Annotated in this window: 13 protein-coding genes and 1 pseudogene; 10 read left to right on the forward strand and 4 right to left on the reverse strand. The window is 42.5% G+C overall.

The features are described 5' to 3' along the window. Nucleotides 1-59 precede the first annotated feature (59 nt). A complete protein-coding gene (locus tag IGI96_RS11045; RefSeq protein ID WP_086339190.1) occupies nucleotides 60-1,115 on the forward strand; it encodes an alpha/beta hydrolase in 1,056 nt (351 codons plus the stop codon). Between the two features lie 59 nt (nucleotides 1,116-1,174). On the opposite strand, the gene nrdF is transcribed toward IGI96_RS11045, so the two are convergent. The 3 genes from nrdF to nrdH all read right to left on the reverse strand — a co-directional run bounded on the left by nrdF (nucleotide 1,175) and on the right by nrdH (nucleotide 4,719). Beyond that, nucleotides 1,175-2,140, reverse strand: a complete 966-nt coding sequence (gene nrdF / locus IGI96_RS11050; protein ID WP_005225180.1) for a class 1b ribonucleoside-diphosphate reductase subunit beta — start codon at nucleotides 2,138-2,140, stop codon at nucleotides 1,175-1,177. Between the two features lie 97 nt (nucleotides 2,141-2,237). Further along, on the reverse strand, nucleotides 2,238-4,397 hold the full coding sequence (gene nrdE / locus IGI96_RS11055) for a class 1b ribonucleoside-diphosphate reductase subunit alpha (protein WP_086339191.1): 2,160 nt from the start codon (nucleotides 4,395-4,397) through the stop codon (nucleotides 2,238-2,240). Nucleotides 4,398-4,494: 97 nt separating this feature from the next. Continuing rightward, nucleotides 4,495-4,719 (reverse strand): glutaredoxin-like protein NrdH, encoded by a 225-nt coding sequence (gene nrdH / locus IGI96_RS11060; RefSeq protein WP_005225182.1) that lies wholly within the window; start codon nucleotides 4,717-4,719, stop codon nucleotides 4,495-4,497. A 356-nt stretch (nucleotides 4,720-5,075) separates the two neighbouring features. On the opposite strand from nrdH, the gene IGI96_RS11065 reads away from it, so the two are divergent. The 9 genes from IGI96_RS11065 to IGI96_RS11105 all read left to right on the forward strand — a co-directional run bounded on the left by IGI96_RS11065 (nucleotide 5,076) and on the right by IGI96_RS11105 (nucleotide 13,465). After that, on the forward strand, nucleotides 5,076-5,543 hold the full coding sequence (locus tag IGI96_RS11065) for a FeoA family protein (RefSeq protein WP_060793026.1): 468 nt from the start codon (nucleotides 5,076-5,078) through the stop codon (nucleotides 5,541-5,543). Beyond that, nucleotides 5,543-7,681 carry a ferrous iron transport protein B gene (gene feoB / locus IGI96_RS11070; protein WP_086339192.1) on the forward strand — a complete coding sequence of 713 codons (2,139 nt, stop codon included), beginning with the start codon at nucleotides 5,543-5,545 and terminating at the stop codon, nucleotides 7,679-7,681. Before IGI96_RS11065 ends, feoB begins: the two co-directional genes overlap by 1 nt. After that, nucleotides 7,678-7,809: a hypothetical protein gene (locus IGI96_RS11075; RefSeq protein WP_010747544.1), complete on the forward strand. Its 132-nt coding sequence runs from the start codon at nucleotides 7,678-7,680 to the stop codon at nucleotides 7,807-7,809. Before feoB ends, IGI96_RS11075 begins: the two co-directional genes overlap by 4 nt. Before the next feature lie 280 nt (nucleotides 7,810-8,089). Continuing rightward, the gene (locus tag IGI96_RS11080; protein ID WP_086339193.1) at nucleotides 8,090-9,358 is read left to right on the forward strand and encodes a CapA family protein; all 1,269 of its coding nucleotides are present in this window, start codon (nucleotides 8,090-8,092) and stop codon (nucleotides 9,356-9,358) included. 243 nt (nucleotides 9,359-9,601) lie between these two features. Continuing rightward, entirely contained in the window at nucleotides 9,602-10,216 is a 615-nt protein-coding gene (locus tag IGI96_RS11085; RefSeq protein ID WP_005225192.1) for a hypothetical protein, read from the forward strand. Between the two features lie 266 nt (nucleotides 10,217-10,482). Then, nucleotides 10,483-11,139 carry an HAD family hydrolase gene (locus tag IGI96_RS11090; RefSeq protein WP_086339194.1) on the forward strand — a complete coding sequence of 219 codons (657 nt, stop codon included), beginning with the start codon at nucleotides 10,483-10,485 and terminating at the stop codon, nucleotides 11,137-11,139. Nucleotides 11,140-11,716: 577 nt separating this feature from the next. After that, nucleotides 11,717-12,100 (forward strand): DUF7006 family protein, encoded by a 384-nt coding sequence (locus tag IGI96_RS11095; RefSeq protein ID WP_010747547.1) that lies wholly within the window; start codon nucleotides 11,717-11,719, stop codon nucleotides 12,098-12,100. A 239-nt stretch (nucleotides 12,101-12,339) separates the two neighbouring features. Next, nucleotides 12,340-13,182, forward strand: coding sequence for a Cof-type HAD-IIB family hydrolase (locus IGI96_RS11100; protein ID WP_086339195.1), 843 nt, complete (start codon nucleotides 12,340-12,342; stop codon nucleotides 13,180-13,182). A gap of 118 nt (nucleotides 13,183-13,300) precedes the next feature. Continuing rightward, a complete protein-coding gene (locus IGI96_RS11105) occupies nucleotides 13,301-13,465 on the forward strand; it encodes a hypothetical protein (RefSeq protein WP_016610470.1) in 165 nt (54 codons plus the stop codon). A gap of 157 nt (nucleotides 13,466-13,622) precedes the next feature. Here IGI96_RS11105 and IGI96_RS11110 read toward each other — a convergent pair. Then, nucleotides 13,623-13,806 (reverse strand): annotated as a pseudogene (locus tag IGI96_RS11110) (CPBP family intramembrane glutamate endopeptidase); the annotation flags it as partial.

The raw sequence follows: 13,806 nt of genomic DNA on the forward strand, positions 1-13,806 counted from the left end.
TATCATCCTTTTTTAATCTTTAGCAATTGTCATTGAGTTTGCTAAAAAAACATGGTTAAATGAAAAAGCTGAAACAGAACGAAGGAAGGAGCTTTTACTTGAAAAAAATTCTGCGCTTTTTCATGTGGGTGGCGATGGTCCTGATCGGACTCTTAGCTGCCGTTTTTCTGGCTTTTCAACTCTCCCCACGACCGGGGGCTTTTTTGATCGGTCATCTGTTTAACCGAGAAGTGACCATCAAGGATGAGGCAGCTTATCAAAAAAGTTTGCCGAATGTGACGGTCAAACAGGACTTGACGTATCAATCGGATTATCAACGTAGTACCTTTGATCTATATTATCCCAAAGAGGCACAAGGCCCTGTTCCAGTCATTTTTTGGGTCCATGGGGGCGGCTATGTCGGCGGAGACAAAGAAGGGGTCAAAGAGTTTGCGACCTATGTCGTCGATGAAACCAAAGCCGCTGTGATTTCGATTAATTATGAATGGGCACCAAGTCTGCATTATCCTGGACAGGTCAAACAATTAGCCCAAGCGGTAGACTCGATCAAAGCAGATGCCCAAGCATACCCCATGCTGGATTTCGATCAACTCTTCTTCGGCGGGGATTCTGCAGGAGCCCAAATCGCTGGGCAATATGTGGCGCTGCAAACCAATCCAGCGTATGCGAAGGAAATGTCCTTTGATCAAGACATTCCTGCATCGGCCCTGAAAGGGTTTATTTCCTATTGCGGACCGCTTGATTTGAAGCAGATCGCTGGGACTTCTTCAGATGATCGCTTTATGAAATTCTTTGTCAAAACGGTGGCTTGGTCATTATTAGGAAAAAAAGAATGGCAAGATAGTCCCCAACTGCAGGAGATCTCACTGGTGGATAAATTGACGGCTGATTTTCCACCAACGTATATCACGGATGGCAATGCCTATTCCTTTGAAGACCAAGGCATTGCCTTTGCCAACCAGCTGCAAGCTCTTGATATTCCCGTGACGAGTCGCTTTTACAAAGGGGATTCGGAAACGGTGACCCACGAATACCAATTTGATTATAGCTTGCCACAAGCACAGGCCTGTTTGACAGAAACGTTGACCTTTATCAAAGACCAGCTGGCTCACTAAAAAACACCTTGTTTCTCGCCAATTGAGGGTGAGAAACAAGGTGTTTTTTTGTCAGCAAATCAATCAAGTCCGATGAAGTAGTCATCGTCTTTCATCGCTTCCACGGAACCAAGCAGATACCCGTTCCCAACTTGTGAGAAGAAGTCGTGGTTGCTGGTACCAGTTGAAATACCGTTCATGACGATTGGATTGACATCGTTGGCGGTATCTGGGAAAAGCGGGTCTTGACCTAGATTCATCAAAGCCTTATTGGCATTGTAACGCAAGAAGGTTTTGACTTCTTCGGTCCAGCCGATCTCATCGTATAATTCTTCGGTATAACGCTCTTCATTTTCATACAACTCATACAACAAGTCGTACATCCAGTCTTTCAGCTTTTGCTGTTCGTCTTCTGGTAATTCGTTGAAACCTAATTGGAATTTGTAGCCGATATACGTGCCGTGAACGGATTCGTCACGAATGATCAATTTGATGATCTCCGCTACGTTCGCTAGTTTGTTATTGCCTAAGTAGTAAAGGGGTGTATAGAAACCTGAATAGAATAAGAAGGTCTCTAAAAATACACTGGCGATTTTTTTCTCTAGCGGTGTGCCATTTTTGTAGATCTCATTGATTCGTTCGGCTTTCTTTTGCAAATATGGATTGGTGTTGGTCCATTCAAAAATATCAGCGATCTCCGCTTTTGTATTCAGGGTGCTGAAAATCGATGAATAGCTTTTTGCATGGACAGATTCCATAAATTGGATGTTGTTCAAGACCGCTTCTTCGTGTGGGGTGCGGACATCTTTACGCAGTTGATCCATACCGCTTTCTGATTGAACGGTATCTAATAAAGTCAAGCCGCCAAAGACGTAGCCCACCGTTGTTTTTTCTAATGGTGATAGCGTCCGCCAGTCATCAAGGTCATTTGATAAAGGGATCCGCGTATCTAACCAGAATTGTTCTGTTAATTTTTCCCAAGTGGATTTATCGATGATATCTTCGATCTCATTCCAGTTGATTGCTTCATAGTAAGTCTTACCCATAGTCGGTTCCTCCAATAATCGTATCAAGACAACAGCCGACCCGCTGTCAAGAAAGAGCAGGGGCAGGCGGTTGGTTCGTTTTCAGGCAAAAGTTGGATTAGATGACGCAGCTTTCACATTGGTTGCTGCCGATCTCTTCTGCATCATCTGTAAAGGTCCGTACATAGTAGATCGATTTGATGCCTTTGTGGAAAGCGTAGTGACGCAAAATGTTCAAATCACGGGTGGTTTGTTTTGTCGTTTCTTTCCATTCGTAAAGACCTTCTGGAATATCTGAACGCATAAACAAGGTCATACTCATACCTTGATCGACGTGTTTTTGAGCAGTTGCGTAAACATCGATCACTTTGCGCATATCCATATCGTAGGCTGATTTGTAGTAGCCGATCGTCTCATTGCTCAAGTAAGGTGCTGGATAGTAGATCTTGCCGATTTTCTTTTCTTGGCGTTCTTCGATCATCCGAGTGATTGGGTGGATGCTGGCACTCGTATCATTGATATAAGAGATCGAACCATTTGGTGCAACGGCTAGGCGGTTTTGGTGATACAAACCGGTTTCTTTGACGGTTTGTGCCAAGGCTGCCCAATCTTCACCAGTTGGCAAAAAGACGCCTTCAAACAATGCTTTGACTTTTTCCGATTTTGGTTGGTAGTCACCTTGGATATAATCGGTGAAGTAGCTGCCGTCTGCATACGCTGATTTTTCAAAGTTATGGAAAACTTCGCCTTTTTCTTTGGCGATGGCATTGCTTTCAACCAATGTCCAATAGTTCAACAACATGAAATAAAGATCAGTAAATTCAAGGGATTCTGGTGAACCGTATTCCATTTGATTTTTTGCAAAATAGGTATGCAAGCCCATTGCGCCTAAACCGATCGTGTGGTTCAAGGCATTCCCATTTTGGATCGATGGTACTACGTCAATGTCAGACGCATCAGTAACAAAGGTCAAGGCACGAGTCATTGCTCGAACAGATTTCCCAAAGTCAGGGCTGTCCATCAAGTTCACGATATTGGTGGAGCCTAAGTTACAGCTGATATCTGTTCCTAAAAGTTCGTATTCTTGTTTGCCGTTGATCTCAGATGGTGCTTGGACTTGAAGGATCTCGGAACAAAGATTACTCATGATGATCTTGCCATCAATTGGGTTGCTGCGGTTTGCTGTATCGATATTGATGATATAAGGATAACCAGATTCTTGCTGCAATTTAGAAATTTCGTTTTCTAGATCACGGGCTCTGATTTTGATTTTGCGAATCCGTGGGTTCATGACTAAGTTGTCGTATTCCTTGGTGATATCGACATAAGAGAAGGGTACGCCATATTCTTTTTCGACACTGTAGGGACTAAAGAGATACATCTCTTCATTTTTGCGCGTCAATTCGTAGAATTTGTCAGGTACGATCACGCCTAATGATAAGGTTTTGACACGGATTTTTTCATCCGCATTTTCTTTTTTCGCTGATAAAAAGCTGATGATGTCTGGGTGGAAGACGTTCAAGTAGACCACGCCAGCCCCTTGCCGTTGACCCAATTGGTTTGAGTAGCTGAAGCTATCTTCAAACAATTTCATTACAGGCATCACACCACTTGCTGCCCCTTCGTAGCCTTTGATAGGCGCGCCGGCTTCCCGCAAGTTTGATAACGTGATCCCGACACCGCCACCGATTCGTGAAAGTTGCAGCGCGGAGTTGATCCCACGACCGATCGCGTTCATGTCATCAGTGATTTGGATCAAGAAACAAGAAACCAACTCACCGCGACGTTTGCGTCCTGCATTCAAGAAAGAAGGGGTTGCTGGTTGGTAACGTTGGTAGATCATTTCATCTGCCAAGCTCATTGCTAACTCTTCATTGCCATCCGCAAAGTAAAGGGCGTTGAAAGCGACCCGATCTTCGTAACGTTCTAGATACGCGGTACCATCATTCGTTTTTAATGCGTATTGTGAATAAAACTTGTAAGCAGCCATAAATGATTTGAAAGTAAAGTGTTGCTCATCTAAGAATTGATACAATTGCTCAATAAAGGCAGGGCGATACTTTTTGATAAATTCTTCTTCTAAATAATCATTTTCAATCAAATAATTGATTTTGTCCATTGCAGTCGCAAAGGTTAAGGTATTTGGTTCAACGTTTTCTTTAAAGAATGCCGCTAAGGCTTCTTTGTCTTTATTTAATGGAATTTGACCATCTACTGGACGGTTGATCTCATTATTCAATTTGAAATAACTGACATCTTTGATTTCTTTCAAGCTCATAAATGGCTAACCTCTTTTCTTGTTTTGTTCGTATAAAAAAGGACTTGCGGTCTGGACGACTGACAAATCCCTCAAAAGCATCACATTGAGAAAAATCTTAGCTCGCTAATTGACGTAGTTGATCTGGACGGAAACCGATGATCGTTTGCGCATCAGAGGTAATGACTGGCACACTTTGGAATCCTTGTTCTTTCAAAAATTCTAATGCTTCAGGCTCATTATCAATATTGATTTCTTCAAATGCAATCTGATTTTCACTTAAAAAGCGTTTCGCCATTTTACATTGCATGCAGTTGTTTTTCGAAAATAGTTTGATATTCATAATTGTTTCCTCCGAGTTGTAATAGTTATAAACCTAGTATAAATAAGTCTCGGAGAAAGTCAACGAAAAAACACTATATCTTGTGCTTGTGAATTCGGCATACACAATTTATAGTGTTTCTGTGTTTTTTATGCAAGGGAAAAAGCGGAAAATACTTAGAATTACAAGGTTTTTGTGTAATTAATACAGGGGATATGCAATCAAAATGAGTAAAAAAAATCCGTATTGTGAAGGAAGATTCAAAGTGAGACCCAAAACAGATTGACTTCTTATGGAAATGGCTCTATTATAATGATAATCATTCTCAATTAAAGTGGGTTAATTATAACAACACTTCACAAAAGGAGTAAGAAGCAATGAAAATGGCGCAAACTCGGGCTTCTGGAACATACAAAATCGACTCGTTGGCAACCACCAAAGAAATCACGGCTCATTTAAATGATCTTGGTATTCGCACGGGCGTTGAAATCGTTGTGGTACAAAAAGATCGCAAAGGCGGCATCATTTTACACCAAGGGACGCGGATCGCTTTAGATGAACGGGTCATGGAACAAATCGATGTCACAGAAACCCAGCAGCAAACCATCATTACCTCTTTGGATCAGCTGCAAGTCGGTGAAAGCGGGAAGGTCAATCAGATCGCCGCCAAAGGTGCGGTGCGCCGTCGATTGATGGATATGGGGCTTACGAAAAACGTCCATTTGGAAGTGGTGAAGCTGGCTCCTTTGGGTGATCCGATGGAGATTCGGCTCCGCGGCTATGAATTGTCTTTGAGAAAGCAAGAAGCAGCGTTGGTTTTTGTCGAAAAAGGAGTCGAAGCGTAATGACCTATCACTTTGCATTAGCAGGAAATCCCAATAGCGGGAAAACGAGTACCTTCAATCAATTGACCGGTGCCAAACAAACAGTGGGGAATTGGCCAGGCGTTACCGTGGAACGAAAAGCGGGACGACTGCGAAAAGACCGACAAGTCTTGATCCAAGATCTACCAGGGATCTATTCCTTGTCGCCGTACACACCAGAAGAACTGATTTCTCGCAATTATTTGATGGAAGCATCATTGGACGCGGTGATCAATATTATCGATGGAACCAACCTGGAGCGCAACCTGTATCTAACATTGCAATTATTAGAAATGAATGTCCCGACTGTGGCAGCCATCAACATGATCGACTTATTAAAGAAAAAAGGCTTGCAGATCAATTTCGAAAAGCTAGCTTACGGTCTAGGGATTCCCGTAGTAGGGATCAGTGCTTTGAAGCAACGCGGCTTAACCAAAATGATCGAGGCAGCGAAGCATGTAGCCAATACACAACCGTTTCCTCCCCGCTACGATGCTCGTCTAGAAGCTGGCTTGACCGAGATCATGGCGATTTTGCCAGAGACGATCCCTCAGCAGCAAAAACGCTGGTTTGCCATAAAACTCTTCGAAAAAGATGAAGCGATTCAGACGATGTGTAAACTGACTGATTCCCAGCAGGCAGTCCTTCAGGAGACGATTTCGATTTTAGAGCTGATCTTTAAAGACAGCAGTGACGCCATTCTCGTCAATGAGCGCTATGGCTTCATTGAAGAATTGTTGGCCCTGGCAGTCATCAAGGAAACAGATCAGCACTTAGCCTTCAGCGACAAAATCGATCGCGTGTTAACCCATCGCGTATTGGCACTACCGATTTTTTCCTTCATTATGTGGGGAATCTACTATTTATCGATTCAGACGATTGGTACGATTGGTACTGATTGGGTCAATGATGTATTATTTGGCAGCTGGATTCCCGAAACAGCAGTGCACTGGCTAGAACAGCTGCAAGTCGCCCAGTGGCTGCAAGAACTGATTTTAGACGGCATCGTGGCAGGTGTCGGTGCGGTCTTAGGCTTTTTGCCACAGATCTTCGTGCTGTTTTTTTGTTTGGCTATCTTGGAGGACTGCGGATACATGGCACGGGTGGCATTTGTCATGGACCGCCTGTTTCGCAAGTTTGGTCTATCTGGCAAGTCGTTTATCCCCATGTTGATCGCTACCGGTTGCGGGGTGCCGGGGGTGATGGCAAGCCGAACGATTGAAAATGAAAAGGATCGTCGGTTGACGGTGATGGTCACGACCTTCATGCCTTGTTCTGCTAAATTGCCGATCATCGCATTGATTTCAGGAGCCTTTTTCCCTCAGTATAGTTGGGTCGCACCATCGGCCTATTTTGTCGGCATGGGTGCTGTGATTTTTTCAGGGATCGTCTTGAAAAAAACGCCTTTATTTGCAGGTGATCTGGCACCATTTATTATGGAACTGCCAGCGTATCATTTGCCGCAGCTCACAACGATTTTGAAAAGTGCCTGTGATCGAGCCATTGCTTTTGTGAAAAAAGCCGGTACGATAATTTTTGTGGCTTGTATCTTTGTCTGGTTTACCTCCAGCTACAGCTTTGCCTTGCAGCGGGTCACAGAAGACCAAAGCATTTTGGCCTTTTTCGGACGATTTTTGGCGCCGCTTTTCGCTCCCCTAGGCTGGGGAACCTGGCGAGGCGCCGTGGCGACGATCACTGGCTTGGTAGCCAAAGAAAATGTGATCGGTACCTTTGGGATCCTCTACGGACAAACCGGGGAGTTGTCAGAAAGCGGGACGGAGATTTGGCAAGTGTTGCGCGGCGATTACACTGCTGTGGCCGCATACTCTTTTCTCGTCTTTAATTTACTATGTGCCCCTTGTTTTGCAGCTATCGGTGCGATCCACCGTGAAATGGGGGACAGCAAGTGGACATGGTTAGCCATCGGCTATCAATGTGGCTTGGCGTACTGCGCCAGTTTGTTGGTCTACCAATTCGGGCACGTCATCTTTGAAGGCGGACACCTCACGCTGGGTGTTTTCGCGGCAATCCTCATTGCTGGGCTATTGGTATTTGCTCTGTTGAAGAAACCATTCCGAGGGAGTGCACCCTTGATCCAAGTCGTAGGAGGCGGAAAATGATTGCTACAATAATTCTAAGCGGCCTGATTTTTGGCTATGGCACCCGTGTGGTGTACCGCATGGTGAAAAAGGATCATTGTTCTGATTGTCATAGCAGTTGTCCTGTGAAGCATGAGGAAGCAAAGTAGAAAATAGCTTCAGGATGGCAAAATTTCTGAGATCAGAGCTACTATAGAAAAGAATAAAAGAAACGAATAAAACAACTCAGAAGCGAATAAAACAGTTCGATCACGATCGGGCTGTTTTTTTATTCTTTACAAAACGACCTATTAAAGGAATCTCAAATATAGTATAATTATTTAATGAAAAGATATTATTTAGTGGGTTTCGCAGGAAAGGGAGCAGGGAATCTCGTTAGAACGTAAACGAAGATAGGTTTTTGATAAAGCAGAGTGAAAGGGTGAGGGCATGAGACAACAACGAAGACGGGAGCGTCAGAAACACCAGCGGATCATTGTGGGGTTAAGTACAGCGTTGCTGGCAATCATACTTGGAGTGATTTATCTAGTGATTCAAGTGACAAGCATCCCCGAACAGCGTCATACAGCAGAAACGACAAAGGCAACAAAGTCAATACAAGAAACGAGTAGTTCTACCGAAACAAAGCCAGCAGTAAAAACCATCACAGTGACAGCTAGTGGCGATATGCTTTATCATACACCTGTTTATTTAAGCGCTTACGATGGGAAGCGTTATGATTTTGACAATGATTTTGAGCAAGTCAAACCGCTGATTGCATCGGCGGACCTTGCTTTAGGTGATTTTGAAGGAACCATCAATCCTAATAAACCGCTTGGCGGTTTTCCCTTATTCAACGCCCCTATCGATGCTGTTGCCAGTATCAAAGACGCGGGCTTTGATGTGATTGATCTTGCCCATAACCATATTTTAGATACAGGGATCGAAGGAATCAAAACAACGGCGGCTGCTTTTCACGACCAAGGCTTGGCAACGATTGGTGTCACGGTCGACAATAGCGGAATCCTGGTCAAAGAAGTCAACGGGATTAAAGTTGCTCTCTTGGCCTATGCCTATGGCTTCAATGGCCTTGAAGAAAGCTTAACTCAAGCAGAGTATGACACCTATTTGAAAGACTTGTCGTTAGATAAAGTGGAAGCAGAGATCAAAGAAGCGGAAAGCTTGGCGGATATCACCATCGTGATGCCTCAGTCTGGTGTCGAGTATTCTTTAGAACCAACGGAAGAACAACAAACTGTTTATCGGAAGATGATCGATTTTGGTGCTGATATTATCTTCGGCGGCCATCCGCATGTAGCAGAACCAACCGAAATCATCGAAAAGGACGGTGAAAAGAAATTTATCATTTATTCAATGGGGAACTTACTGTCGAATCAACGTTATGAAACCGTCAATAACAACTATTGGACCGAACGAGGCGTCATCCCAGAAGTTGAAATCTCCAAAGAAGGGCAACGGACCTATTTAAGCAAGATTGTCTTGCATCCGACTTGGGTCTCCAAAGAACCGATCCCTGAACGTACCTATTATGATCCAGAATACGGCGTCTTGCAGGCCTTTGATTTTCAAGTCTACCTTGCCGAAGATTATCTGCCAGATGGGCAATATGCCAAAAATGTCCCTGAAGAAAAACGCCAGCGGATCGAAACCGCCTACCATGAAATGCTGGAGCTGTTGGATTTGAAGTGGGAGCAGTGATGAAAATATAAAATGAAAAAGAAGGCAATCTGGCTAACAGGTTGCTTTTTTATTAGCTATCGAAGAGTATGAACCATGAAATGAAAGTTAATCTATTTTTTTTAACATGACACCAGATCACCATTTATGAACAAAAAATGACACCTCAAGCTGATAAAAATAAGTAATAATGTCAACATAAAGTATTCAGAAATCATTTCCAACTCATTTCTGAATAAATAAGAAAGGAAAGTAGGGTTTATCATGAGAATTATCATATTGACGAAAAATATATCATATGAGATTGATTTGCAGCGGGAGCTGCAGATTTTGAGCCATGAAGTGTTCGTGGGCAGAAGTACCGAAGAGGAGGAATGGTTGATAGAAAGTGCCAAGTTATTTGACTGTTTATTTGTCAGTGAAACAATTGCTGATCCAGAATTTTTATTGCTCAATCAGACATTGGCTCCTTATTATCAACAGCGGATCGTTCGAATCTTGCCAGGGAATGACGAACAAGAAATGATACTGGAAAAAGCGGAAAATGCGACCTATCTTAATCGGTCATTTGTCGAGTTGAGAGAATTTTTGGCGGCTTTGCCACCAAATACTCGCAAGTTAGAAAAGGCATCAGTAACGAAGGAATCGTTCCCTAAATTTCTTAGTCTGCAAGAACAGATCTTTTTCAATAATCTAGCAGAAGAGCAATTTATCAACCGAGAGGACCTTTGCTGGAAAATTTGGGGCAACGGCGGCACGAATTCCCGAAAATCGCAGCTATCGATTTTGGCGAAACGAATCAATGAGAAATTAGATGAATACGACTATACTGAAAAACGCGTCCGTACAGCTTGGGGCAAAGGATATATCTTGCAATAAAAAAGCTAAAAATGGGTTTAACTTTTTATGTCTGACAAATAGGTCTTCAGGTAAATTTGCCTATCTTGTAGAAACGACTCTGTTTTCAAAGCGAGTCGTTTTTTATATAAGTATATTAGCAATAAATGAAGAAGGTTATGGAAAAATATGATAATGCTTTTTTTTAGTGATAAAATAGAGATAATCAGTAATGGAAAGAAATATTGCGTAAATGAAAAAAGCATTTGTAGAAAATTGATGGAATACCTTTTGGAGGAGGAAATATCGTGAAGCAGGTTGAATGTGTGCTATTTGATTTAGATGGAACTTTATTGGATTCAAAAGAATGTAGTGTGAAGGCGACAAAAGCAGCTTTTAAAGAGATGGGACTCAAAGTACCCAGTGAAGTAGTCATTGAACATTATATGGGGATACCGATCGAAGAATCATTTTTTAAAATGTCTGAACAGCCATTAGATCAAGAAACCGCAACGGAATTGATTCGGATTTTCCGAGCCTATTACCAAACCTATGAAGAAAGTACCTTGAAAGTATTTCCAGAAATTCCCCATGTCTTAGAAATCTTAAACAAACGAAAGGTACCTTGTTTCGTCGTTTCAAGTAAGAAGACAGCGGTTGTCAAACGAAACCTAGCTGCTCAGGACCTTGTGGTGTTCTTTGAAGAAATCATCGGCTCTGATGCGGTGACCCACTACAAACCTCATCCCGAAGGAATCAATAAAGTCGTGGCACACTATCAATTTGACCCGACAAAGACGATCATGGTAGGAGATGCTATTTTTGATATCCAAATGGGAAAAGCCGCGGGTGTCAAAACGATCGCCGTTACGTGGGGCAGCCACGATCCGAAAAAGCTTTCTGAAGAAAACCCAGATGCTTTGGTAGACGCGCCACGTGAGATTTTAGATTTTCTATATGCATGATCTTTTTTTGTGCTCACAGTGTAAGAGGACGTTTTAGCCTCGCTTATATCTTGGCATGATCGAAAAAGAAAGGACAGATTGTCCTTTTACAAAATGTAAATTGAGAACTTTGACCAATGATCGAAACCAGCGATCATTGGTTTTTTGTGTTGTCGTGAGAATGAAGGCGCCACAGCATTGGTTAAAAGCATTCATTTCCATTCGTTCTTTTGTTTGATCGTGTAATCATCGGAAAATCACTGCAAATAAATTCCTTTTGATCTTTCTTCTTAGATAAAGCAATGCGGGTACGCTGGATTTTTCTCTCTTATTCCTCTGCTAGAGCAAAAAGGAATTATAAGCTTGGGCAAGAAAAAACTATAATGAGAGTAACTGATTTCCTTAGATCATGCATTGGAGGTGAGCGCAGAAAGGGATGCCACCCAAGGATTTCATGTGATTTGAAATATTAGAAGATAAAGCCTTTGTTTTATGTGAAGGGATGTAAGGGCAACTAACGAGGATGGAAATCATTACGATCAAATGAGGGATCAATGCTATCATTGAAGAAAAGCCATGGATGGAAAGGAGTGATTCTGTGTTATCAGAAAAAATAAATGACCCGAAGGATTATCTGTCTTATTCAAAGGAAGTATTGTTAAGCGCTGGGGTACTGACAGCCTATCCGAAACTTTTTACTTATTATCAGGAACTTTGTGTTGACTTCGAAGACATTTACTATGATCGAACAAAGAACTTATTTGATACCTTTCGAGCGCTTCTGGCTGTGGACGCACAGATCCAAATTCTACTGGAACTTGTGACCAATACCAAAACTGACCTATGTCAAGAGCTGGGGATGAAGGAAGAGGAAATTATCAGTATGATCAAGCATGACAAACGGTACTATTATCGCGAGCTTACGGGTCATGCAACTAACCAACTACCTAAATGGGGGTTGATTTATTTAAGTGAAGAGTAAGCTACGCAAAGGATAAGTCACCTTAAAAGTGATCAAATGAAAGCCATTTGACGATCATCAAAGATAAAGGGCATCGAGAAAAAACGAGATCGTGTTTATGTATGAGTCAGTAAAATAGTCTAGCGAGGTTATCTTGTGATTTGTTATACTAATAGCAAGCGGCTGACGGTGACATCTTGGATTCAGCAAATATGTTCATGTGAGCGCTTTATTGATTGGGTTAGGAAAGAGGGAATGAAATGACGAAGAAAATTGTCTTTTTAGATGTAGATGGAACATTGTGCGATGATGCGGGAAACGTACCTGAAAGTGCTCGCCAAGCGATCACAGCGGCACATAAGAAGGGGCATGAATTTTTCTTGTGTACGGGTCGTTCAAAAGCCGAAATCACAGAAGATGTACTGGCACTGCCTTTAAGTGGAATGATTGGTGCCGGCGGCGGTTATTGCGAGGTGCACGATGAGGTGATTTTGCACAAAGTTTTTGAAAAGGAAGCCTTATTAAGACTGATCGATTTCTTAAAAGCAAACCAAATCGAGTATTACTTGGAATCGAATCAAGGATTATTTGCAAGTACCAATTTACGAAATCGGTTGATTGAGATCGTCTTAGCAGGTGAGCCTGTTGAAAGTGAAGCAGGAAAACAACGTGTTCAAACTATTCAGTGGTTCCTTGATTTATTGATCGAGGACGAAGCGAAAATCGATTACGATGACGTGAACAAAGTTTCCTTCATCAATCATTCCATTCCTTATGAACAGGTTCATGACCAATACCACGAACAATTCCAAATGATTCGCAGTACAGTTCCGGTTTTTGGCAAAGACAGTGGCGAGATCGGCATCAAGAATATCCACAAGAAAACAGCCATCGATTTTCTCTTGAACCATCTAGGGATCGATAACAAAGATGCCTTGGCGTTTGGTGACGGCCATAATGATGTCGAAATGTTTGAAGCCGTTGCGACAGGAATTGCGATGGGCAATGCCTGTGAACAGCTATTGGCAGTAGCTGACGAGGTGACGGCTCGACCAGAAGACGGCGGGATTGCGCAAGCGCTCCAAAAGCACGGTCTGGTGTAACCAATAAGAAGCAAACGTCTGCACAATCCTTTTGCTTTCTAGAGGGATTGATCAGGAGTTGAGCGACGTTGTTAAAGTGACCTGTAAAACCAACGATTGACAAGGAGGCTGAGTTAAAATGAAGGAAACAACTTTTCTTTGTTATCTTGAACAAGCATTGAAAAACCTGAAAGCGACAGAAGCCCTGCGTTTTAATATCGAAGGCGAAGTCAAGCGGCTGATGAAGGTGTACAGTGAAGCAGAAATTTGTGAGAAAGTAAAAGAGGATCCCTTTAAAAAGTAAGGACATTTTCTTATGAAACACAGCGAATAGAACAAACACCCAACCTCGTGAAAGGCACAAAAGCGATCAATGCTTCCTTTCAGGGAGGGATACTCAGGTAACTAGTTGTTATATCAAAAAAGACTGATTTCAATTGAATCAGTCTTTTTCGTTTTTCTCAAGCAGTCAGATAAGCCACTAAAATAGCAAACAGGTCGAACAAGACATGTGTGCCCCAACTAGTCAGGATCGAGTTGCTCTTGATGGCAGCTTGGTTAAATAGCAAGCGCGCCACCCCTTGAATGAAAAGAATATGGACCAAGGTATGGAAAACATTGCCGTTGTCATAAGTGCTGTAATGA

It is taken from the genome of Enterococcus sp. DIV0421 (assembly GCF_051713745.1).
In the GTDB taxonomy this organism is placed as follows: domain Bacteria; phylum Bacillota; class Bacilli; order Lactobacillales; family Enterococcaceae; genus Enterococcus_D; species Enterococcus_D casseliflavus.